This window comes from Saccharopolyspora elongata, assembly GCF_004348985.1.
Classification (GTDB): Bacteria; Actinomycetota; Actinomycetes; order Mycobacteriales; family Pseudonocardiaceae; genus Saccharopolyspora; species Saccharopolyspora elongata.
The window spans coordinates 33,231-53,947 of sequence record NZ_SMKW01000064.1 but is presented as its reverse complement, the minus strand read 5'-3'; the positions used below and the strand labels follow the sequence as shown (position 1 = coordinate 53,947).

The 20,717-nt window shown below is 69.2% G+C and carries 19 protein-coding genes and 3 pseudogenes; 18 read left to right on the top strand and 4 right to left on the bottom strand.

What is annotated here, in order from left to right:
• The 5 genes and pseudogenes from E1288_RS49185 to E1288_RS34185 all read left to right on the top strand — a co-directional run.
• A pseudogene (locus tag E1288_RS49185) lies at positions 1–140 on the top strand (IS5/IS1182 family transposase); the annotation flags it as partial.
• A 74-nt stretch (positions 141–214) separates the two neighbouring features.
• Positions 215–685, top strand: coding sequence for an acyl carrier protein (locus tag E1288_RS34195; RefSeq protein WP_235883998.1), 471 nt, complete (start codon positions 215–217; stop codon positions 683–685).
• A 50-nt stretch (positions 686–735) separates the two neighbouring features.
• A pseudogene (locus E1288_RS34190) lies at positions 736–1,917 on the top strand (KR domain-containing protein); the annotation flags it as partial.
• 35 nt (positions 1,918–1,952) lie between these two features.
• Positions 1,953–2,627, top strand: coding sequence for a KR domain-containing protein (locus tag E1288_RS50520; protein ID WP_408014244.1), 675 nt, complete (start codon positions 1,953–1,955; stop codon positions 2,625–2,627).
• A gap of 45 nt (positions 2,628–2,672) precedes the next feature.
• The gene (locus E1288_RS34185; RefSeq protein ID WP_207954706.1) at positions 2,673–2,852 is read left to right on the top strand and encodes an N-6 DNA methylase; all 180 of its coding nucleotides are present in this window, start codon (positions 2,673–2,675) and stop codon (positions 2,850–2,852) included.
• Positions 2,853–3,156: 304 nt separating this feature from the next.
• Here the strand turns inward: E1288_RS34185 and E1288_RS34180 are convergent, their stop codons facing one another.
• The gene (locus E1288_RS34180; RefSeq protein ID WP_132492674.1) at positions 3,157–3,666 is read right to left on the bottom strand and encodes a MarR family winged helix-turn-helix transcriptional regulator; all 510 of its coding nucleotides are present in this window, start codon (positions 3,664–3,666) and stop codon (positions 3,157–3,159) included.
• 382 nt (positions 3,667–4,048) lie between these two features.
• Between E1288_RS34180 and E1288_RS34175 the strand changes: the two genes are divergently transcribed.
• The 11 genes and pseudogenes from E1288_RS34175 to E1288_RS34125 all read left to right on the top strand — a co-directional run.
• The gene (locus E1288_RS34175) at positions 4,049–5,095 is read left to right on the top strand and encodes a M29 family metallopeptidase (RefSeq protein ID WP_132492672.1); all 1,047 of its coding nucleotides are present in this window, start codon (positions 4,049–4,051) and stop codon (positions 5,093–5,095) included.
• 14 nt (positions 5,096–5,109) lie between these two features.
• Positions 5,110–5,892: a maleate cis-trans isomerase family protein gene (locus tag E1288_RS34170; RefSeq protein ID WP_132492686.1), complete on the top strand. Its 783-nt coding sequence runs from the start codon at positions 5,110–5,112 to the stop codon at positions 5,890–5,892.
• A gap of 269 nt (positions 5,893–6,161) precedes the next feature.
• Entirely contained in the window at positions 6,162–7,433 is a 1,272-nt protein-coding gene (locus E1288_RS34165) for an FAD-dependent monooxygenase (RefSeq protein WP_132492670.1), read from the top strand.
• A 34-nt stretch (positions 7,434–7,467) separates the two neighbouring features.
• The gene (locus E1288_RS34160) at positions 7,468–8,877 is read left to right on the top strand and encodes an MFS transporter (RefSeq protein WP_132492668.1); all 1,410 of its coding nucleotides are present in this window, start codon (positions 7,468–7,470) and stop codon (positions 8,875–8,877) included.
• Between the two features lie 45 nt (positions 8,878–8,922).
• On the top strand, positions 8,923–9,819 hold the full coding sequence (locus E1288_RS34155) for an FAD binding domain-containing protein (RefSeq protein WP_132492666.1): 897 nt from the start codon (positions 8,923–8,925) through the stop codon (positions 9,817–9,819).
• On the top strand, positions 9,816–12,263 hold the full coding sequence (locus E1288_RS34150; RefSeq protein WP_132492664.1) for a xanthine dehydrogenase family protein molybdopterin-binding subunit: 2,448 nt from the start codon (positions 9,816–9,818) through the stop codon (positions 12,261–12,263). The genes E1288_RS34155 and E1288_RS34150 overlap by 4 nt, the downstream gene beginning before the upstream one ends.
• Positions 12,260–12,796 (top strand): (2Fe-2S)-binding protein, encoded by a 537-nt coding sequence (locus E1288_RS34145; protein ID WP_132492662.1) that lies wholly within the window; start codon positions 12,260–12,262, stop codon positions 12,794–12,796. Before E1288_RS34150 ends, E1288_RS34145 begins: the two co-directional genes overlap by 4 nt.
• On the top strand, positions 12,793–13,482 hold the full coding sequence (locus tag E1288_RS34140; RefSeq protein WP_132492660.1) for an SRPBCC family protein: 690 nt from the start codon (positions 12,793–12,795) through the stop codon (positions 13,480–13,482). Before E1288_RS34145 ends, E1288_RS34140 begins: the two co-directional genes overlap by 4 nt.
• Entirely contained in the window at positions 13,469–14,176 is a 708-nt protein-coding gene (locus E1288_RS34135; protein WP_132492658.1) for an isochorismatase family protein, read from the top strand. The genes E1288_RS34140 and E1288_RS34135 overlap by 14 nt, the downstream gene beginning before the upstream one ends.
• A 110-nt stretch (positions 14,177–14,286) precedes the next feature.
• Complete coding sequence (locus tag E1288_RS34130) at positions 14,287–15,135, top strand: alpha/beta fold hydrolase (RefSeq protein WP_235883997.1); 849 nt, start codon at positions 14,287–14,289, stop codon at positions 15,133–15,135.
• Between the two features lie 76 nt (positions 15,136–15,211).
• Positions 15,212–15,541: pseudogene (locus E1288_RS34125) on the top strand (Ca2+-dependent phosphoinositide-specific phospholipase C); the annotation flags it as partial.
• Positions 15,542–15,765: 224 nt separating this feature from the next.
• Here the strand turns inward: E1288_RS34125 and E1288_RS34120 are convergent.
• The 3 genes from E1288_RS34120 to E1288_RS34110 are packed head-to-tail and all read right to left on the bottom strand — an operon-like array spanning position 15,766 to position 17,967.
• The gene (locus tag E1288_RS34120; RefSeq protein ID WP_132492656.1) at positions 15,766–15,960 is read right to left on the bottom strand and encodes a ferredoxin; all 195 of its coding nucleotides are present in this window, start codon (positions 15,958–15,960) and stop codon (positions 15,766–15,768) included.
• A 52-nt stretch (positions 15,961–16,012) separates the two neighbouring features.
• Entirely contained in the window at positions 16,013–17,215 is a 1,203-nt protein-coding gene (locus tag E1288_RS34115; protein WP_132492654.1) for a cytochrome P450, read from the bottom strand.
• Positions 17,216–17,262: 47 nt separating this feature from the next.
• Positions 17,263–17,967, bottom strand: coding sequence for a DUF3159 domain-containing protein (locus tag E1288_RS34110; RefSeq protein WP_132492652.1), 705 nt, complete (start codon positions 17,965–17,967; stop codon positions 17,263–17,265).
• A 267-nt stretch (positions 17,968–18,234) separates the two neighbouring features.
• Between E1288_RS34110 and E1288_RS34105 the strand changes: the two genes are divergently transcribed.
• Positions 18,235–18,936 carry a response regulator transcription factor gene (locus E1288_RS34105; protein ID WP_235883996.1) on the top strand — a complete coding sequence of 234 codons (702 nt, stop codon included), beginning with the start codon at positions 18,235–18,237 and terminating at the stop codon, positions 18,934–18,936.
• A 40-nt stretch (positions 18,937–18,976) separates the two neighbouring features.
• Entirely contained in the window at positions 18,977–20,371 is a 1,395-nt protein-coding gene (locus tag E1288_RS34100; protein WP_165968401.1) for a sensor histidine kinase, read from the top strand.
• Positions 20,372–20,717 lie beyond the last annotated feature (346 nt).

Sequence of the window (20,717 nt, the reverse complement as noted above, 5' to 3'; positions counted from 1 at the left end):
TCGTCGAGCGCACAATCGCCTGGTACCACGGCATGCGACGCCTCCGCATCCGCTGGGAACGCCGCGACGACATCCACGAAGCGTTCCTCGGCCTGGCCACCTGCATCATCTGCTACCGACACATCAAGACCCTTTGTTAGGAACCCTAAGCGTTGTGTCCAGCCGAGGGAGCAGGAAGAGACATGCCGGCAATCCGATTGGCGCCCGGGCGGCGGTGTTCGCCGCAGCCACCACCGTGCAGGCCCCCGCCCAGCGGGCGCTGACCACCCGGCCGGCACCGGAACAGCTCCCGGCCGCTCCCGAGCCGCAGCCGGCCGCTTCGGCGCCCGCCTCGCCCGGATCTCTTGCGGTGCAGGAGGAATCGAAGCCCGAGCCGGTCGTGGAGGCAGCGGTTCCCGCCTCGGGCGGGGTCGATGTGGCTTCGGTGAGGTCGGCGTTGTTGGAGGTGGTGTCGGAGAAGACGGGTTACCCGGTGGAGATGGTGGATCCGGGGATGGATCTGGAGTCGGATCTGGGGGTGGATTCGATCAAGCGGGTGCAGATCTTGGGGGTGTTGCAGGAGCGGTTTCCTGGGTTGCCTGTAGTGGGTCCGGAGCAGCTGGGTGAGCTGCGGACGCTGGACCAGATCCCCGGTTTCCTGGTGGCCGACGTGGGTGATGCGAACCCAAAAGCGCCGACCCGCTGAGGGACGGGGCCGCGCCCGCCGAGGACCCGGCCCCCACACCTCGGCACAAGGTGGAGTTGGTTCCGTTTCCCGGACGTGATCTGCTCGGTGACGCCTACGCCGCCGAGCCCGTGGCCGTGGTGGTCGACCGCAGCGGCGGCGACGCCGATGCGGTCGTCAGCGGGCTGCAGGCACGCGGCTGGACCGTGCGCCGCGTGGACCTCAGCGGTTCGCCGGCGGCGTTCGACGGCGAGACCACCGAACTGGAAAGTGTTCTGGCACAACACCTCCAGGGCCGCGTGGACCTGTGCGTGAGCCTGCTGGACGGCGATACGTGGGACGCCGGCGTCCGGCAGGTCGCGGAGACGATCCTGGTGGCCAAGCATGCGCACGCCGCGCTCACCGAAACCGCCGAAGCGGGGTCGAGGGCGGGCTTCGTCACGGTGACCCGGCTCGACGGCGGTGTCGGACTCCGGGGCGGGCGCCCCGCCGCGGAGGCGCTGGCCGGTGGCGTCGGCGGTGTGGTCAAGACGCTGGCCCGCGAGGCAACCGGCGTGTTCTGCAGGGCACTCGACGTCGACCCGGACGTGGACCGCGACGACTTCGTGGCCGCGCTGCTCGGGGAAATCGCCGACGCGGCCACCGACACCGCCGAAGTCGGCGTTGACGTCGCCGGAGCCCGGTGGACGGTCGTGCCCGGCGAGTTCCGGTTCGCCGTCGCGCAGCGCGAGGAGATCGGCGGCGACGTCCCGGACATCGGCGTCGACGCCGGGGACACGCTGGTCGTCACCGGGGGAGCCAGGGGAGTCACGGCGCTGTGCGTCCGTGCGCTGGCGCAGCACACGGAGGCGGCGTTCGTCCTGCTGGGCCGCACGGCACTCGCAGACGAGCCGTCCTGGGCGCGAGGAGTCACCGACTCCGAGCTCAAGGCGGCGGCGATCGAGGACATCACGGCAGGCGGCGAGCGCCCCACACCTCGCGAGGTCGAGCGGCGCTACCGCGACCAGATCGCCCAGCGGGAAATCCGCGCGACGATCGAAGCGGTACGCCGGGCAGGAGCCGAGGCCGACTACATCGCGGTCGACGTCACCGACTCCGATGCCGTCAGCACCGCGCTGGCTCCGCTGCGGGACCGGATCACCGGCGTGGTGCACGGCGCCGGGGTGCTCGCCGACGCGTACCTGACGGACAAGACCGGCGATGAGATCCACCGCGTGTTCCAGACCAAGCTCACTGGTCTGCGCACGGTCCTCGACGTGCTAGACGCAACGATTCGTTGCGCCACCTGGTGCTGTTCACGTCCGTCGCCGGTCTGCTCGGCAATGCGGGCCAGGCGGACTACGCGGCGGCGAACGAGGCGCTGTGCCGGCTCGCGGCGAGCTGGAAGCGGCAGCGCCCCGACTGCCACGTCACGGCGATCGACTGGGGCGCGTGGGACGGCGGGATGGACCACTTCCACGCCCGCGGTGTGTGGCTGCTGGATCCCGAGGTCGGTGCCCAGGCGTTCGTCGAGCAGTTCGGCAAGGAGCGCTCCGACGACGTGTGCGCGCTGGTGGGTGAGGACAAGTCGCTGTCGGCAGGAGACCCGGGCGCGGTGGCCACAACTGGGTCGAGGGAACCTACTTGGCCGCCGTCGAGAACCGCCACGCGGCGGAGCCACCCATGTCATGCGTGGTGCGGCGTTCACGAGCCGGGTGAACCAACTGCGCCTAGCCGGCGCCCGGCTGCCCGCCCGCGCCTGTTCGTACGTCCCCGCACCCCTGGATTCCGGCGCTTGGAGGAATCAGGGGTAAAGCCATTGCGGCCGCCTCTTCATCGTCCGCTGCGGACACGTCCTGGCCGGTGTGCCCGGGCTGCTCGGCCATGGTGTACGCAAGCGGTTCGCGCGCGCCCACCAGGCGTGCCCGGAATGCGGCAGGCACTCGCCGCTGACCGCGCGGCAGCGGATCGACGTTCGATGTGATCGTCGCTAACTCGCCCTTCAGCTTGAAGTGGAAGCCCTGGGCCAATGACCCGCGCCATCGGCGGTGTCGCCCCGCAGTCGTCGGCTGATTGGGCGTTTGTGCAGCATATGATCGCCAGCATGGGCCCGAAGAAGGGCCGTGCCAGCGTCGTCCTGCCTCACGGCGTCCTCTTTCGCAGTGGTAAAGAAGCAGCCATCCGTCGACAGGTCCTCGAAGACGCCTGAGAGCGGCGGAGGACCTAGGTGTAGCGCCGGAATCGCTTCTGGTGGTGGGGGATTCGCCCACGGCGCGTGAGCGGGACGCTCGGCGGGTCGGCCAGTGCTCGGCGGGGTGGTTCACCCGGCCGCGGACAGCTCGCCGAAGTCCTGCACGCCGCGCCCGACATGGTCGGTCGCCCGGATCCTCAGCAGTATGCCCGCCTAGCGAGCGGGCCCGGATGACGTCGGCTGGTTGAAATATTGCTTGATCGGCCATGCGACCTCGTCCACCCTGCTGCCGGTGTGCTGGTCAGCGGGTACTGTGACCGGCTCAGTCCAGTTTTTCGAAAGCTGCGACGGCTTCCCAGCGGGCGCCGAGTGCGTTGAGCAGTGTTGCGATGTTGGCGTCGCGGGCGATGTCGTTGCCGGCGAGCAGTGCCTCGTCCAGTTGCCGGGCTCGGTGGTGCACCTGGGTGAGCACTGCCTCGCCTTCCTCGGTGAGGGACAGCAGTTTGCGCCGGGCGTCGCGCGGGGATTCGATGCGCTGGATGAGACCTCGTCGCTCGAGCCTGCGACACAAGTCGGCCATCGTCGAGGTGTCCAGCGCGGCGGCACCGGCCAGCGAGCTCTGGTCGTTGCCCGGGTAGGCGCGGACGGCGGAGAGCACCGCGAACTGCGGACCGGTCAGCACCGAGTCGACGTGCCGGTTCCAGGCGGCGAGGTAGGCCTGGTACAGCCGGCGGGCGCCGTAGCCGGGGGCGGCCAGCAGGTCGGCGGGTGGTGCCGGAGCGACGGCGGACGTATCTGCAACACGTCGGTCCGTGCGCGCTGGCTCCCCCATTGCGTTCCTCCCATGCAGCTGGGCACCTGGGTTAGGTGCCCCTTAATAATACGTACCCGGATGGTTGCACTGGTACGGGACTGGCTTGGCCGGGGTGGATCCAGGTCGCTCCGGTGCGATCCGAGCCAGGTCGCGCTCGTTCAGGTGTGGGCTCGCCTGGGCCGCGCAACTCGGGGCTGTGCAAGGGAATCATCTTGTCCGCCATGTCATCTGGTTGATCAGCTCTCCGCGTGTAGCGGGGGTTGTTCTCGCGCGTGACGTGTGCAAGCGCCGTTGTTGACGTGTGGATCTTGTTCGCAGGTTCGGGCAGACAGGTCCCGTGAAAACAACTCTTGCGTGTTCGGATAATCCGTGCTCGGATTATATGCGGAGGTGGTCAACGGTGGACCAGAACCTGTTCAACGACATCTGCTTGCAGCAACTGCGCCTGTCCGGCGTGCACGAGGGTGAGACGGTCGTCGTGCTCACCCGCGGCGGGGAGCGTGCGGAGTACGCGGACGCGTTCCTGTGGGCCGCTCAGCAGTTGGGAGCTGCGGCGTTCCACATGCGGTTGCCCTCGCCGGCGAGCGCCTCGGGGGCGTGGGCCGTGGGCGACTCCGGCCTCGGGAACATCCCCAAGGCCGTGGATGCCCTCAAGGGCGTCGACATGGTCGTGGACTGCACCTTCTTGCTGTTCAGCAAGGAGCAGTTCGCCATCCAGGACGCCGGAGTCCGGATCCTGACCGCCGTCGAGCCGCCGGAGCTGCTCGCCCGGTTGATGCCGACCAAGGAACTGCGCGAGCGGGTGGAGATCGGCGCCGAGCTGCTGGCCAAGGCGAGCACGATGCGGATCACCAGCCCGGCCGGTACCGACGTCACCTACCAGCTCGGCATGTACCCGACGTTGTCGGAGTACGGCTACACCGACACCCCGGGTCGATGGGATCACTGGCCGGCAGCGTTCGTGTTCACCGGCGGAGCCGACGACGGTGTCGACGGGAAGATCGTGCTCTCGCCGGGGGACGTGCTCCTGCCGTTCAACACCTACGTGCAGACCCCGGTGGAGATCACCATCGAGAAAGGTTTCATCCGGGACATCCGCGGCGGCGCCGGGTCGTCCGGGCTGGACGCGGACCTGCTGCGCTCGTACATCGAGAGCTTCGACGACCCGCGCGGCTACGGGATGAGCCACGTCGGCTGGGGTCTCGACGAGCGTGCCCACTGGCACGGCCTGACCCAGTTCCCCGGCGGGATGGGCATGGAGCTGCGCAGCTTCTACGGCAACGTGATGTTCTCCATCGGGCCGAACAACGAGCTGGGCGGCCCGAACGACACCGCCTGCCACTTCGACATCCCGATGCGCGGCAACTCGCTGTACCTCGACGACGAGCTGATCGTCGACGCGGGCGAGCTGACCGTTGCCGAGATGCGCCCGGTCGGTCGCCGATGAGCGCGGACGCGGTGGTGCGCGAGCACCACATCGGAATGATCGTGCCCAGCTCGAACCTCACCATGGAGACCGAGCTGCCGCGGATGCTGCGAGCTCGGGAGGAGGTCGATCCGGGGGACCGGTTCATCTTCCACTCCGCGCGGGCGCGGATGCAGCACGTGACCCCGGAACAACTGAGGGCGATGAACGCGCAGGCCGAACGAGCGGCGGCGGAATTGGCCGACGCTCGCCCGGCGGTCGTGGCCACCGCGTGCCTGGTGGCGATCATGGCGCAGGGGCCGGGTTACCACTGCACCGCGGAGGACGACATCACCCGCGCGCTGCGCGCCGAGGGGTCCGATGCCCCGGTCGTTTCCAGCGCTGGTGCACTGCTGTCCGGCATCGGTGCGCTGGGCGCGCGCAAGGTCGCGATCCTGACGCCGTACATGAAGCCCCTGACCAAGGCGGTGGCGGACTACATCGAGGACGCCGGGGTCGAGGTGGTGGACGCGCTCTCGCTGGAGGTGCCGGACAACCTCGCTGTGGCGCGGCTGGATCCGGCCGATCTGCGCGAGCACTACCGCAAGCTCGACCTCTCCAACGCTGACGCGCTGGTCCTGTCGGCCTGCGTGCAGATGCCGTCCCTGCCCTCGATCCAGCCGATCGAGGACGAGGTGGGGATCCCGGTGCTCTCGGCCGCGACCGCCACCACCTTCCGGATCCTGTCCGAACTCGGACTCGAACCCCGAGTGCCCGGTGCGGGCAAGCTGCTCAGCGGAGCGGTCGCCGCCCCGGGAGTGCCGACGCACGCGGCCTGACCTTCCGGCGCGCGACGCTCGTGGCCGGGACTGCCCTCTGGTGGGGCGTCCCGGCTCCTCGAGCTGCGCTGCACGTATTGACCCGATGCGAGCTCGTGCTCGCTCGTCCGCATCCTGATCGCCTGCGCCCTCTTCGCGCTGATCAGAAGCGCATCAAGCGGTAATCACCTGCGAACAAAACCTTTTCAAACAAGACCTTGCATATCCGGATAGTACGTGTTCGGATCACCTGAATTCGACGCGGGTCCGGCGAGGACGAGGAGGCCAGCGTGGCTGCGAGCCAGTCGTTCGAAGTCGTTGTTGTCGGTGCCGGCTTGGGAGGCCTGTGCGCCGCGCTGTCGCTGCGGCAGCGCGGCCTGCGGGTCACCGTGGTCGAGGCGGCGGCGCAGCTGGGGGAGATCGGCGCGGGAATCCAGACCGCGCCCAACGCCAGCCGGATCCTGATCGGACTGGGGCTTCGCGCCGAGCTCGAGCGCGTGCGCACCGAACCCCAGGACCAGGTCCGCCGTCGCTGGGCCGACGGGAGCATCATCGGCCAGCTGCCGCTCGGGCAGCGCGTGATCGACCAGTACGGGGCGCCCTACTGGCACTACCACCGCGCCGACCTGCACGGCGTCCTGCTCGAGGCGTGCTTGGACCCGGCGGGGCCCGGCCCGGTGGTCGAGGTCGCCACCTCGGCGCAGGTGGTCGATCTCGATCGCACCGACCCGGCGCGCCCGGCGGTGCTGACCGCTGATGGACGCCGGTTCACCGGGGACCTCGTGATCGGGGCGGACGGCATCCGATCCGCGGTGCGGGATCTGGCGGGATTCGACGACACCCTGGAGTTCTCGGGGGAGATGGCCTATCGTGCGCTGATCCCCGGCGACCTGGTGGCCGCCGACCCGGCGACCCGGTTCCTCGTGGACCGCTTCCACTCCACGATCTGGTACGGCCCGGACAAGCACCTGGTGCACTACATGATCCGCGGCGGTCAGTACCTCAACATCGTCGCGATCGTCCCGTGCACCGAGGAGATCGCCCGGGACTGGAGCGGCCCGGCGACCGCGGCGCAGCTCGCCGCGGAGTACGAGGAGTGGGACGACCGCGTTCCGGCCGTCCTGGCCAAGGCGAAGGACGAGGACGTGTCGGTGTGGGCGATGTACCGCCGGCGCCGCGACCCGGTCTGGGTCGACGGGCGGGTCGCCCTGCTCGGCGATGCCTGCCACGCGATGCTGCCCTACCAGGCGCAGGGCGCTTCCCAGGCGATGGAGGACGCCGCTGTGCTCGCGGAGGAGCTCGGCCGGGTGACCCGCGACGGGATCGAGGCGGCGCTGGTCCGCTACGTCGATCGACGGGCGAAGCACGCGGGCATGGTCCAGGATGCGTCCCTGCAGAACATGAGCTTCTACCACCTGCCCGATGGCCCGGAGCAGCGTGAGCGCGACGAGAAGCTGCGTCGCTTCGATGGTGAGTCCGACGTGTCCTACGACTGGCTGTGGAACGGCAGCCCGCTCACGGACCCGGACACCGAATCCATCCATTACCAGTTCGCACGCTGACGCGTGACGCCGCTACAGCTCAACGGAGTGACTCATGCGTACCGGAGACCAAGTCGTCCAGGACCTGCCCTGGCGATGGAGCGTGCAAGGCAAGATCTTCCTGATCGGCGGACTGGGCTACATGTTCGATGCCTGGGACGTCGCGCTGAACGGCTTCCTCACCCCGCTGGTGGGGACCGAGTTCGGGCTGTCGCCGGGCCAGAAGGGGTTGGTGGCCACCGCTAACCTGATCGGCATGGCGGTCGGTGCGGTCGCCTGGGGGACGGTGGCCGACCGCATCGGCCGCAAGCGGGCGTTCAGCATCACGCTGCTGCTCTTCGCGCTGTTCTCCGCGGTCGGGGCGCTGTCGCCGAACCTGGAGATCTTCCTGCTCCTGCGCTTCCTCGCCGGCGTCGGTCTCGGTGGGTGCATCCCGGTCGACTACGCGATCGTCAGCGAGTTCTCACCCCGCCGGCAACGGGGACGGGTGCTCTCGGCGATGGACGGCTGGTGGCCGGTGGGGACCACGCTGGCAGGCGTCTCGGCGACGTTGCTGGTCCCGGTGCACGGGAACTGGCGCTGGATGCTGGTGCTGATGATCCTGCCGGCGGTCCTGCTGATCTGGGTGCGGCGCGGTGTTCCGGAGTCTCCGCTGTACCTGGTCCGCAAGGGCCGTGAGGAAGAAGCTCGCGCAGTCATCGACGATCTCGTCCGGCGCACCGGAGCGAATCCGGAGCCCTACGTGATTCCGGCGGCGGTCGTGGAGGACACCCGCGGTGGGGCACTGGCGGCAGCGTTCGACCAGCTTCGCCGGGTGTGGGCCTTCAACCCGCGGATCACTGCGGTGTCGTGGACGTTGTTCACCAGCGTGATGCTGGTGTACTACGCCGCGCTGAGCTGGATGCCGTCGATCCTGAAGGCGGAGGGCTTCGGCGAGATCGCGGCCTTCGCTTCGACCGCGCTGATGAACGCGGTGGGCATCGTCGGCGTCGCACTGGCGGTGCTCGTCGTCGACAGGGTGGGCCGCAAGCGGGTCATCGCGATCGCGGGGCCGGTCATGTCGGTGATGCTGGTGGTGTTCTCGTTGCTGTTGGGAACGCCCACGTTGGCGGTCGTGGCGATCGGCGCCTTCGGCCTGTTCGCCTTGGTGGTCATCCCGGTCATGTACGCCTACGTCTCCGAGCTCTACCCGACGGAGCTGCGCGCCTCGGGCTTCGGCTGGGCGTCGTCGTCGAGCCGCGCCGTCACCGGCTTCGCCCCGCTGCTGTTCGGCAGCGTGCTGTGGCCGGTGCTGGGCCTGCCGTTGACCTTCACGGTGCTCGGTGTGCTCGTGGTGGCCGCGGTCGTGTTCATGATGGTCGCCGCGCCGGAGACCCGAGGTCGCGAACTGGACCGCATCACCGATCTCGGTGCTGAGCCGACGGATGTGAAAGCGGCTGTCACAACGGAGACTTCGGCGCACTGACGGCGAAATCCGTTCCAGGTATCGAACAACGAGGAGGTTGACCGCGTGAAGCCCGCTGCGTTCAGCTACCACCGGGCGCATGACGTCGCCGATGCCGTCGGCTTGCTCGGCGAACTCGCCGCAGCGGGCGAGGAGCCGAAGCTCATCGCCGGTGGCCAGAGCCTGATACCGATGATGAACTTCCGGCTCGCCCGGCCGACGGTCCTGGTCGACATGGGACTGCTGCGCCGCGATCCGGCGATGAGCTCGATCCGGCGCGACGGCTCGGAACTCCGGATCGGGGCGTTGAGCACCCATCGTGCGGTCGAGACCGCCGGCCACACCTTGGGGCCGGAGTTCGACGTGATCTCCCGGGCCATGCGGTGGGTGGGCCACCTGCCGATCCGCTCGCGCGGCACCGTCGCGGGCAGCATCGTGCACGGAGACGCCACCGCCGAGTGGTGCTTGCTCGCCCTGCTGCTCGACGCCGTGATCGTCGCCGAAGGCCCGAACGGGCAACGGGAGATCCCGGCCGCGGAGATGTTCTACGGGTTCTACGCCACGGCCGTCGAACCCGACGAGGTCGTCGTGGAAGTGCGCTTCACGCGCCCGGCGCCGCGAGCCGCGCTCACCGAGTTCGCCCGCCGCCACGGGGATTTCGCCACCGTCGACGCAGCGGTCGCGCTCGACGCGGACCCCGTCGCCGAAGCGGGTCCGCTGACCGGAGGTCGGGTGGTGCTCGGCGGCGTGGCCCCGGCGCCCATCCGGGTTCCCGAGGCCGAGGCCGTGCTGGCCGGTGGTGTCCCCGGGCCGGATCTGTTCACCGCGTGCGGGGAGGCTGCCGCTGCGGCCATCGATCCACCCGACGACGCAGCGGGTACCGGCGCCTATCGCCGTCGGCTCACCCGGACGCTCGTCGCCCAGGCCCTGCACGAGGCGTGGGAGAAAGGAGTGACGCGATGACCGGACGCGATACCGGTGTCCGAGACGGATCTCCGCGGTCCGACGGGAAGCGCTGGGTCGGGGCCGCCGTCCCCCGGCGCGAAGACCCCCGCCTGCTGCGCGGTCGGGGGCGGTTCATCGACGACGTCCAGCTGAGCGGGATGCTGCACGCGGGTTTCGTCCGCTCCACCGTCGCGCACGGCCGGATCCTCGACATCGACCTCTCCGCGGTCCGGGAGGTCGAGGGCGTCGTCGCCGCCTACACCGCTGAGGATCTCGACCTCGGCGACATCGTGGCGCTGCTCGATCGCCCGCCGGAGGAGTTCGCACCCACCGCGATGCCCATCCTCGCGAAGGAGAAGGTGCGCTTCGTCGGCGAACCGGTGGCCGTGGTCATCGCTCGCGACCCGTACAGCGTGGAAGACGGCATCGAAGCCGCGGTTGCCACCTACGAACCCTTCGGCGCGGTCGTCTCGGAGGAGACCGCGTTCGCCGCCGACGCACCGCTCGTGCACGAGGAAGCGCCGGGGAACGTCCTCCTCGACGTGTCGATGTTCGACACACCCGGTGTGGACACCGCGTTCGAGGCCGCCGAATCCGGACCGGGGTGCGTGGTCGAGGTCGTCACGCGAAGCGGGCGGCAGAACGCGCTGCCGCTGGAAACGCGCGGTGTGGTCGCCTCCTGGGACGACCGCGACGACCAGCTGCTGGTGCAGACCTGCACGCAGGTCCCGCACCAGGTGCGCACGGTGCTGGCCCGCTCGCTGCGCGTTCCGGAGCGCACCGTGCGGGTCACCGTCCCCGACATGGGCGGCGGATTCGGCCAGAAGTGCGTGGTCGGCCGCGAGGAGATCGCGGTCGCAGCGGCGGCCCGGAAGCTGGACCGCCCGGTGAAGTGGATCGAGGACCGCCGGGAGGCGCTGACCGCCGCATTCCTGGCCCGCGAGCAGCGCTACCGCACGCGCGCGGCGTTCGACGCCGAAGGCAGGATCACCGCCCTGGACGTCGACGTCGTCTGCGACATGGGCGCTTACTCGTGCTACCCGTTCACGGCCGGCATCGAACCGCTGATGGCCTCCGCCGAGATGCCGGGCGTCTACCAGGTGCCCGCCTACCGGGTCCGCGGCCGCGCCATCACCAGCAACAAGGCGCCGACCGCGCCCTACCGCGGGGTCAGCCGTCCGCAGTACGTCATGGCGATGGAACGCGTCATGGAGCGCGCCGCGCGCGAACTCGGCATCGACCCGGTCGAGATCCGCCGGCGCAACGTGATCACCGAATTCCCCTACACCGGCGTCAACAACGTCACCTACGATCCCGGCACCTACCGGGAATCGCTCGACCTCGCCGAGGCCACCCTCCGCGATGAGGGCTGGTACGAGTTCCGGGAGCGGGCCGCCGCCGAGGGGCGGCACATCGGCATCGGCTACTGCTGCTTCTCGGAGCGCACCGGCTACGGTTCCGACGCTTTCGCCAAGCGCAAGATGCAGGTGGTTCCCGGTTTCGACGTCTCCGAGATCCGGATGGACACCACGGGGTCGGTGGTCGTCACCAGCGGCACGATGAACCACGGGCAGTCGCATGAGACGACCCTCGCCCAGATCGTGGCCGACCGGCTGGGACTGGACCTGGACAAGGTCAAGCTGCGGCAGGGCGACACCGAGCGCATCGCCTACGGATGGGGCACCTTCGCCTCGCGGTCGGTGACGATCGGTGGGTCGGCCGTGTCCGTCGCGGCCAGACGGCTCGGCGAGCTGTTGTGCACCATCGCCGCGCACCTGCTCAAGACACGCCCGGACAACGTCCGCCTGGACGGCGATGGGGGAGTCGTCCAGACCGACGACCCCGCGCAGCGAGTGTCCTTCGAGGACATTGCGGACGTGGCCTATCTGCGCAGCCACCTGTTGCCCAAGGGCGTCGAACCGACGTTGACGGCGACTGCGAGCTTCGACGTCGCCGGTGACGGCACGTTCTCCAACGCCACCCACGCGGTGGTCGTCGAGGCCGATCCGGGCACCGGCCAGATCAAGATCCTCCGCTACGCCTGTGTGGAGGACTGCGGAGTGGTGATCCACCCGCAGGTCGTCGATGGCCAGTGCCGCGGCGGGATCGCCCAGGGCATCGCCGGAGCGCTGTTCGAGGAGGTCACCTACGCCGACAACGGCGAGCCCTCGGCCGCCAGCTTCATCGACTACCTCGTGCCGACCGCGACGGAGATCCCGGATATCACCGTCACCCACCTCGAAACACCTTGCGCCTTCACCGAAAGCGGCGCCAAGGGTGCAGGCGAGGGCGGCACCATCGGTGCGCCGGCCGCCGTGCTGAACGCGATCAACGACGCACTGCGCCACACCGGAGTCGAACTCGACACCACGCCCGTGCACCCGCAAACCGTGCTGGCCGCGCTGGACGCGGCCCGCTCCCCGCAGTTGTCCAGCCGAGAGGAGGCGACCACCCCGTCATGAGCGAGCGACACCTGATCGGGCTGAACGTCAACGGTGCAACGCACGAGGCCCTCGTCGAACCGCGGAAGACCCTGCTCGACGCCCTGCGCCACGACCTCGGTCTCACCGGCACCCACGTCGGATGCGAGCACGGGGTGTGCGGGGCCTGCACAGTCCTCGTCGACGGCGAACCGGTGCGGGCCTGCCTGATGTTCGCCGTACAAGCCGAGAACAGCGACATCCGCACAGTCGAATCGCTCGGCGAGAACGGGGAGCTCTCCGACCTGCAGCGGTCCTTCCGCGACCACCACGGACTGCAGTGCGGGTTCTGCACCCCCGGATTCCTCATGCTCGCCGAGGGCTTCCTCGCCCAGCAGCCGAATGCCGACCGCGAGGAGATCCGAGAGGCGGTCTCGGCCAACCTGTGCCGCTGCACGGGTTACCAGACGATCGTCGACGCGATCGACGCGACCGCTGCGTGTCGAAGGTCCACTTCGGACACCGAACCTGCTTGCCCTGGCGGCAACTCTGCCGAGAAAGAAGCGACACCGTGATCCTGGAAAACCACCTTGAAGTCCCGGCCGACCCGGATGCCGTGTTCGCCCTGATCAACGACGTCGAGCGGGTGGCGGGCTGCCTGCCCGGCGCGACCCTCGACGGGCGGGACGGCGACACCTACCGCGGCCGCGTCAAGTTCAAGGTCGGCCCGATCAGCGCCGCCTACTCCGGCACGGTGAGGTTCAGCGAGGTCGCTGCCGCCGATCGCCGGCTGCGACTGCTCGCGCGGGGAGCCGACAGCCACGGCAACGGCGACGCCGAAGCCGATGTCACCCTGACCGTGATCGAAGCTCCCGGGGGAGCGACGCTCAACCTGCACACCGACCTGTCCGTGCGCGGAAAGCTCGCCCAGTTCGGCAAAGGCGCCATCAGCACCGTGTCCAACCGGCTGCTCGACCAGTTCGCCCGTAACCTCGCCATTCAACTGCAGCAGGGGCCGAGCACCGCAGCTCCGGAACCGGCCCTCGGAACCCCGGGCAGCAACGGCGTCGCGCCCGCCCCGGCCGCGAGGCCCGCTGCGAACGACAGCCTCGACGGGCTGGCGATGCTGCTTCCACCCGAGACCCGGCGATACGCCGCGCTGGCGGCCGTCGCAGCGCTCGGGTTCTTCCAGGGCTGGCTGCTCGGCCGGATCCGCACCCAGGACAAACTGATCAAGGAGTTGCAGCGTGCCCGTCGATGACCACCGATCCGCCGGCCTGCACGGGGCCGAGACCGATGCGACCTACGACCGGGCCGGATTCGGCGCCGCTGTTCCCCGCGGCAGCCGCCCGGCACTGGTCGTGGTCGACCTGACCCGCGGATTCACCGAACCCGGCTTCGCTTCCGGATCCGACCTCACCCGGGAGGTGACCGCGGCGGCCGTCCTCGCGACCACGGCCCGGCAACACGACGTACCGGTGATCTACACCGCGATCAGCTACACGCCCGCCGAGGCCGACGGCGACTCCATCGCCTGGCTCCGCAAAGCACCGGGCATGCGAGCCCTGCGGGAAGGAAGCGAAGAGGTCGCTCTCGATCCCCGACTCGAGCAGCACGCCTGCGACCACCTCGTCCTGAAGAAGGGTGCCTCCGCATTCCACGGAACCGGCCTGGCCACCCTGCTGACCAGCCTGGGCACGGACACGCTGCTCGTCTGCGGCGCCACCACCTCCGGCTGCGTCCGCGCCACCGCGGTCGATGCCGTGCAGTGCGGCTTCAACACCCTCATCGTGCGGGAAGCCTGCGGTGACCGAGCGCAAGGCCCGCACGATGCCGCCTTGTTCGACCTGCAAGCCAAATACGCCGATGTCATCGGCCTCTACGACGCCTTGGCCTACCTCGACCGCCTGCCCGGGCGCAACACTGCCGCGCCCCTCGCATCGGCGGCTGGGTAGCGCGCCGACCGCTGAGCCGACTCGCCGACACTGAAAGGCCACTCGTGACCACCTCCCTCCCGCCGATCCCGACCGAACCACCGACTGCCCGCACCATGAGCCAACTGGCGTTGGCCGATCTCGGCGCCGTCCCCGCGGTGAGCCGATGGGTGCGTTCGGGACCGCTCCGGCTGCACCTGCTCGACTACGGCCCGGCCGACGGCGTGCCGGTGCTGATCCTTCCCGGCATCACCAGCCCCGCCATCACGATGGACTTCGTGGCGCGAGAACTGACCGACCTCGTGCGCCCGCTCGTGCTCGACATCCGGGGCCGCGGACTCTCCGACAACCCGCCCGAGCCCATTGCAGCGAACGGTGCAGCTGCACTGCATGGCTACGACCTCGCCAGCTACGCCGCGGACGTTGATGCGGTCGTGTCCGGGCTACAGCTGGAAAGCCCCATCCTGCTCGGACACTCCATGGGAGCACGGATCGCGGCGCTGGCCGCGGCCACCGGCCATCACGAACTGCGAGGGGCCATTCTGGTCGACCCCCCGATGAGCGGACCGGGCAGGGACCCTTACCCCACAACCCTCGAAGCCTTCCTCCGCCAACTCGACCAAGCCCGCGACGGCACCAGCGCCGACGAGGTGGCGCAGTCCTGGCCCCGCTGGCCCCGCAGGGAACAGGAGCTGCGCGCCCGCTGGCTGTCCTCCTGCTCGCGGACCGCGATCGCGGCGACTCACGCTGGGTTCGAATCCGAGGACTTCTTCTCCTATTGGCCCAACGTGCCCGCCCCCGTGGTTCTCGTCTACGGAGCCGACAGCCCGGTCGTCACCGCCGCTGGCGCGCAGGAAGCAGCCAAGGCCAATCCCTCCGCCGAGCTCGTCGAAGTCCCCGGAGCCGGGCACATGGTCTTCTGGGACGAACCCAACGCCAGCCTCGCCGCAGTGCGTGCAGCACTGCGGAAGCTGAGCTGATCGCCTCACCGACGGCCTATCCGCGGCAGCGAGCCACCGCGCAGCCGGTCGGTGGGGATCGAGGTTCCCCGCCTCAACGCCGGGCAACCCTGATGCGGCGGTCGTTCGCGTCGAGAACCCCAAGGACTTCGCCACGATCGCCGATCTGGTGAGAAAGGGCTACATCGTGCGTACTCGCTCCGACGCCAACGTCGTTGAAGCCATCTCCGGTGACACTGCCCGGCGCGATGAAGCGATCGCATCGGGCGCCCAGTTGGTCAGCACCGATTTCCCTGAACCTGACCCGAGGTTCGACCCCGCCTACCAGGTCGATATGCCCGGCGGCACACCCGCACGCTGCAACCCCGTGAACGCGCCGGCGGAATGCACATCCCTGGACATCGAGAACCCAGCGCACCTCAAGTAATCGCACTGCACCCCACCGCCGTGGCGCCCCCTGGCCATCGCTCCACAGGGCGCCACGGCGATGATTCCGAGGCTGGCCGCACAGGCCGTCGATGAAGCGGCCCGTGGAGATCAGCATGAGCTCGTCGGCACCGGTGTGCGCTCGCCAGGGCTGGTGGCGAACTTCGCCCTGTCCGGGTCGTGCTCGATGCGCCGGCCAGGGGCGGGTGTGGTCCGGGGTGGGGACTACCGCTGCACTGTGATGGCTAGTGCGGGGCAGCCGGCCGCAGCCTGTTCGATCTGAGGCAGTAGTTCGTGTGGCGGGTCAGGGTTGAGCAGCATCACTCTGCCGTCCTCGTCGTGTTGGTCGAAGACGTCGGCGGCGATCAGTGCGCACTGGCCCGCGCCGATGCACTTGTCCTTGTCGGGGATGATCTTCAACGGAATTCCTCGTCTCATAAGGGCTGTGGGGTGCGTGGAGCAGCCCGGGGCACTACCAGGTAACGGGGACCTCGTTCAGGCCTCCGGTCAGCCGGTTCGGGCGGACCGCGATGTCCTCGAGGTCCACGGCCAGCCGTAGGCCGGGAAACCTCCGAAACAGCGTGGGGAAGACCGTGCGCAGCTCGGTCCGGGCCAGGTTCGCGCCGATGCAGAAGTGCGCGCCGTGGCCGAACGCGAGGTGCGGGTTGGGACTGCGTGTGGGATCGAACTGCTCGGGGTCGGTGAAGGCCGCCGGGTCCTGGTTCGCGGCGCCGAGCGCGATGATCACCGCGTCACCGGAGGGGATCGTGTGCCCTGAGATCTCGATGTCCTCGTGTGCGTAGCGCACCAGGCCCAGGCCGCCTGGCGAGGTCCGGCGCAGGATTTCCTCCACCGTGCCCTCGACTTGCCGGTCGGGGTCTGCGGCGAAGGCGTCCCGGCGGTTCACATCGGACAGCAGCATCAGGACGCCGAGGTCGATGCGTCCCGCTGTGGTCTCGTGGCCGGCGAAGATCAGCCCCGCGGCAAGTCGCGCGAGGTCCTCGTCGGTGAATGTGGGGAATGCCCGTTGCGCGAGTACCAGATCTGAGATGACGTCCTCAGCAGGATTGGCCCGCTTGGTGTTGGCCAGCTTGCTCGTGTACGCCTTGAACTCGGACATGGCGGTGCGGGCGACGTCGCCCTCGTTCAGCCGACCGATCCGGTCGGAGAGGTCGCGGAAGAGGTCGCGGTCTTCGTAGGGCACGCCGAGCAGTTCGCAGATGACGAGCACGGGCAGCGGGAAGGCGAGGTGTTCGTGCAGGTCGACCGGTTCACCGGGAGACCGGTCATGCGCTGCCTGCATCGCATCGAGGCAGCCGTCGGTCAGTTCCCGGATGTGATCGCCCAGCGCGCGCATCCGTTTTGCGGAGAATGCCGGTGCGAGCAGCTTGCGCAGCCGCTGGTGGTTCGCCTGCTCGGTGTTGTAGTCACCGACCGGGCCGCTGTTGAGCGCGGCGTCGGAGACCTTCGCGGCCGTTTCCGGCGCTGGGTGCGACCGCCCGAGGCGGGGATCGCTCAGCAGCGCCCGTGCTTCGGTGTGGCGGGTCACCAGCCACGCCGGGTCGCCGGTGGGGGTGCGGACCTGGGTGAGCGGGGCCTGGCGACGCAGGACGGCGTAGCGCGGGGCGAGGTCGAGCACGTTCGGACGGGCGAACGGAAGTTGGGGTGCGGTCATGGGCGTTTGCCTCCTCGATCGGTGGTTTCGTTGCGGATGCGCGTTCATCAAGCGGTCTCTTGCGGGGCAGGGGAACGGAGGGGATCCGGTGCATTCGCGCGAGCGTCACAGCGGTCGGTCGCGCGGGCACAGCGGTGCGTACCGGCCGCGCGGCGGAAGACCCGCCAGGCCAGCAGCGCGCCGAGTCCGTGCACGAACGGCCCGGCGGCATTGGTGAAGCCGAGGGTGACGGTCTGGCCGGCCAAGAACAGGGGGAGCTCGACCGACAGCAGGACGACCTTCGTGGCGAACAGGACCAGGTTGGCTCTGGTGAAAGCCCGGCGGCGGATCGGGCAGCGGCGCCATCTGGTCCGCTCGCCGGTGACCAGCCCCGCGACCAGGGCCAGTGGCGGCCAGCCGAACGCCAGCAACACCGGAGTCACCGCGGCCGTGACGCCTTGGATCACCAGGCCCGGGAGGAAGAAGTTGGTGGCGTCTTCGGTATGTGCGGCCAGCGCACTTCCAACGCAGACGACGCCGAGGGCGCCGAGGGCGCGCCAGGCGGGTTCCCTGCGAACCAGCCGGTAGATGCCGGTGCCGACGCCGGCCGCGAGAGCGAACGCCACCGCGGCGGTAAGCCGTTGGGTCAGCGCGAAGCTCAGCGTGAAGCAGAGGATCGGTGCGATGTCGATCAACGCTCCACGGGCCCGCTTGCGCACGTCGGGCTCGGTGTCGTCCGCACGGTCGTCTTCTTGAGGTGGCGAAGGGGCCACGGCTGCTCCAAGGGGCTGACTGGGCTCGTCCGGTGTGCTGACGCCAGGAAACCCAGCTCGGCTGACCCGGCGCGGTCACCGAGCTGACCATTGCCTGACAGCGGCGCCGACGATGTTTCCGCTGTTCAGTCGCGCGCTACCGGCGGACGATCTTGTTCGGCCGCGCAGTAGGATGCCGACGGCCGGAATCCGGCGGCGCGCTGCCGCCGCAGACGAGTGACAAGGCGATGGGTACCTGCCATGCGGTCCGCTTCGCGGAATGAGGGTGTGTCGCCGCCGCGCGGAAGCGGGCAACGGCTGCTCGTCGTGGACGACGATCCGAGACTGGCCGAGCTGCTGGAGACCACCCTGAGCCTGGCGGGCTACCAGGTGGCGGTCGTGGATTGCGGCACCGAGGCCCTGCACGCCTGTGACTCGATCTGCCCGGATCTGCTCGTGCTGGACGTGATGTTGCCCGACATGGACGGATTCACGGTGTGCCAGCGGTTGATCGAGAACGGGGCGCGGCTGCCGGTCCTGTTCCTGACGGCGCGGGATGCGATCGAGGACCGCGTCACTGGTTTGGCCATGGGCGCTGACGACTACCTCACCAAGCCGTTCAGCGTTCTCGAACTGCTGGCCAGGGTGCACGCCCTGCTGCGCAGAGCCGGCACGACCGCGGAGCCCAGCCCGGTTCTGCGTTTCGCCGACCTGACCGTGGACGAGCGCAGCATGCGAGTCCGCCGCGGAGATCGGCTGATCGCGCTGTCGCCGACCGAGTACAAGTTGCTGCGCTACCTGCTGGTCAACGCCGACCACGTGGTGTCGAAAGACCAGATCATGGACCACGTGTGGCAGCACCAGTTCGACCCCGGCGTCGTCGAGAAGCTGGTGTCCCGATTGCGGGCGAAGGTGGATGCACACCCGCCAGCCTTGATCCACACGGTGCGCGGTTTCGGCTACAGCCTGCGGCGCCCCGGAGGCGACTGACATGGCGCGCGCCTGGCACGGCTCACTGCGGGGCCGTCTCATGGCGGGGGTCCTCCTGCTGGCGGCCCTGGGCATGGTGGCGGCCAACGTGGCCTCACTGATCGGGCTGCGCTTCTACCTCATCGATGTCGCCGACACCAACCTCACCCAGGCCCGCGACGCCGTCCAGCGCCACGTCGAGAGCCAGGCCTCCCCGATCTCGGAGACCACCCTCGACACCTTGGTTCCCGCTGGCGCCTACATCGCGCTGCTCGACGAGCATGGCCGCGTAGTCACGGAGACAGCGGCACAAGGCCCCAACGGGCAGCCCACCCCACGTCCCGACCTGCCGGCACCGGTCCCGGGCGGATTCGCCGAGCACCCCATCACCGTGTCGGCCCGAGGCGAGCTCATGCCGAGATACCGCACCCTGGGTTTCCCCGTCGGAGCGCACACCTTGGTCCAGCCGGCGACCGGCACGGCACCAAAGCCGGTCAGCACCATGGTGATCGCCAGCAGCCTCGGACCGTCTGACGATGTCGTGTACTGGCTCATCGGCGCCGATGCGGTGGCCACCCTCGCCGTGCTCTCCGGAATCACCCTGCTGGGTCGCGGTGTGCTGCGGGTGGGCTTGCGGCCGTTGCAGGACATGGCCACAACCGCCACTGCGATCGCTGCCGGCGACCTCCGCCAGCGCATCGAGGTCGTCCAACCGCATTCCGAGATCGGCGAGGTCGGTAGCGCGCTGAACCAGGCGTTCGACGCGCGACAACGGTCCGAGGAACGGCTCCGCCAGTTCGTTGCCGACGCCTCGCATGAGTTGCGCACGCCACTGACCACCATCAGAGGCTGGGCTCAACTGCATTTGCACGGACTCGCCCAGCAACCTGAACTAGTTGAGCGGGCGATGCTGCGCATCGAAGAGGAAGCCTCCCGGATGCACTCCACAGTGGAGGAGCTGCTGCTGCTCGCCCAACTGGACCAGGGCCGCCCATTCGCCGACATCCCGGTCGACCTCGGCAGGCTCGCCACGGGCGCCGTCACGGACGCCCGTACTCTCGACCCCGGCAGGCCGATCACCGTCGATGTCCAGGGCGAGGTGTTCGCCAACGGTGACGAGGAGCGACTGCTCCGGGTGCTTCGGAACCTGCTCAGCAATGCACAGCGACACACACCCGCCGGAACACCGGTTGCCGTAGTGGTCCGCTCGCTGCCCGACGACCAGGTCGGACTGACAGTCACCGACCACGGCCCCGGTATGAACCCCCGAACCGCAGACAGAATCTTCGAACGCTTCTACCGCGGCGACGACTCCCGCAGCCCTAGCACAGGCGGCACCGGACTGGGGCTGGCCATCGTCAAGTCCATCACCGAAGCGCACGGCGGCACGGTGACGGTAACCACCGCAGAGGGCGAGGGCAGCACCTTCACCGTCACCCTGCCCGCCACCCACTGACCAACCAACATCCACAGCGCAGAAGAAGAGTCCCGAATATGGGCTCCTGCAACACTGTTGGGCCAGTAGCGAGTCGCGTTGCTCGCACGTGGCTCCCTAGCGCGTCCCGGTGGTAGGGAACGGGTCTTATGTGGACAGATCTGGCTTGCCTTGAACGCGATCCTGGCCGGCGCCAACGGCAGCGGACAACGGCTCTCGCTCACCCGACGTCGTCGGCCGGATTCTCCCTGGTAGCGCCACATAGCCAGCTCTGAGCGAAGTCGCGCCACGCGCCGACGCTGTGGCAATCGACTGCTCGAGCCGAGCGAGACGTCAGATCGCGCGTTCACTCGGATGGTTGTGCTGC

What these genes read in the sequence shown, in the direction of transcription:
- E1288_RS34150 (WP_132492664.1), top strand. Translation starts at nt 9,816, where the DNA reads ATGACCGGACGCGATACCGGTGTCCGAGACGGATCTCCGCGGTCCGAC.
- E1288_RS34145 (WP_132492662.1), top strand. Translation starts at nt 12,260, where the DNA reads ATGAGCGAGCGACACCTGATCGGGCTGAACGTCAACGGTGCAACGCAC.
- E1288_RS34185 (WP_207954706.1), top strand. Translation starts at nt 2,673, where the DNA reads ATGACCCGCGCCATCGGCGGTGTCGCCCCGCAGTCGTCGGCTGATTGG.
- E1288_RS34160 (WP_132492668.1), top strand. Translation starts at nt 7,468, where the DNA reads ATGCGTACCGGAGACCAAGTCGTCCAGGACCTGCCCTGGCGATGGAGC.
- E1288_RS34115 (WP_132492654.1), bottom strand. Translation starts at nt 17,215, where the DNA reads ATGACCGCACCCCAACTTCCGTTCGCCCGTCCGAACGTGCTCGACCTC.
- E1288_RS34180 (WP_132492674.1), bottom strand. Translation starts at nt 3,666, where the DNA reads ATGGGGGAGCCAGCGCGCACGGACCGACGTGTTGCAGATACGTCCGCC.
- E1288_RS34100 (WP_165968401.1), top strand. Translation starts at nt 18,977, where the DNA reads ATGGCGGGGGTCCTCCTGCTGGCGGCCCTGGGCATGGTGGCGGCCAAC.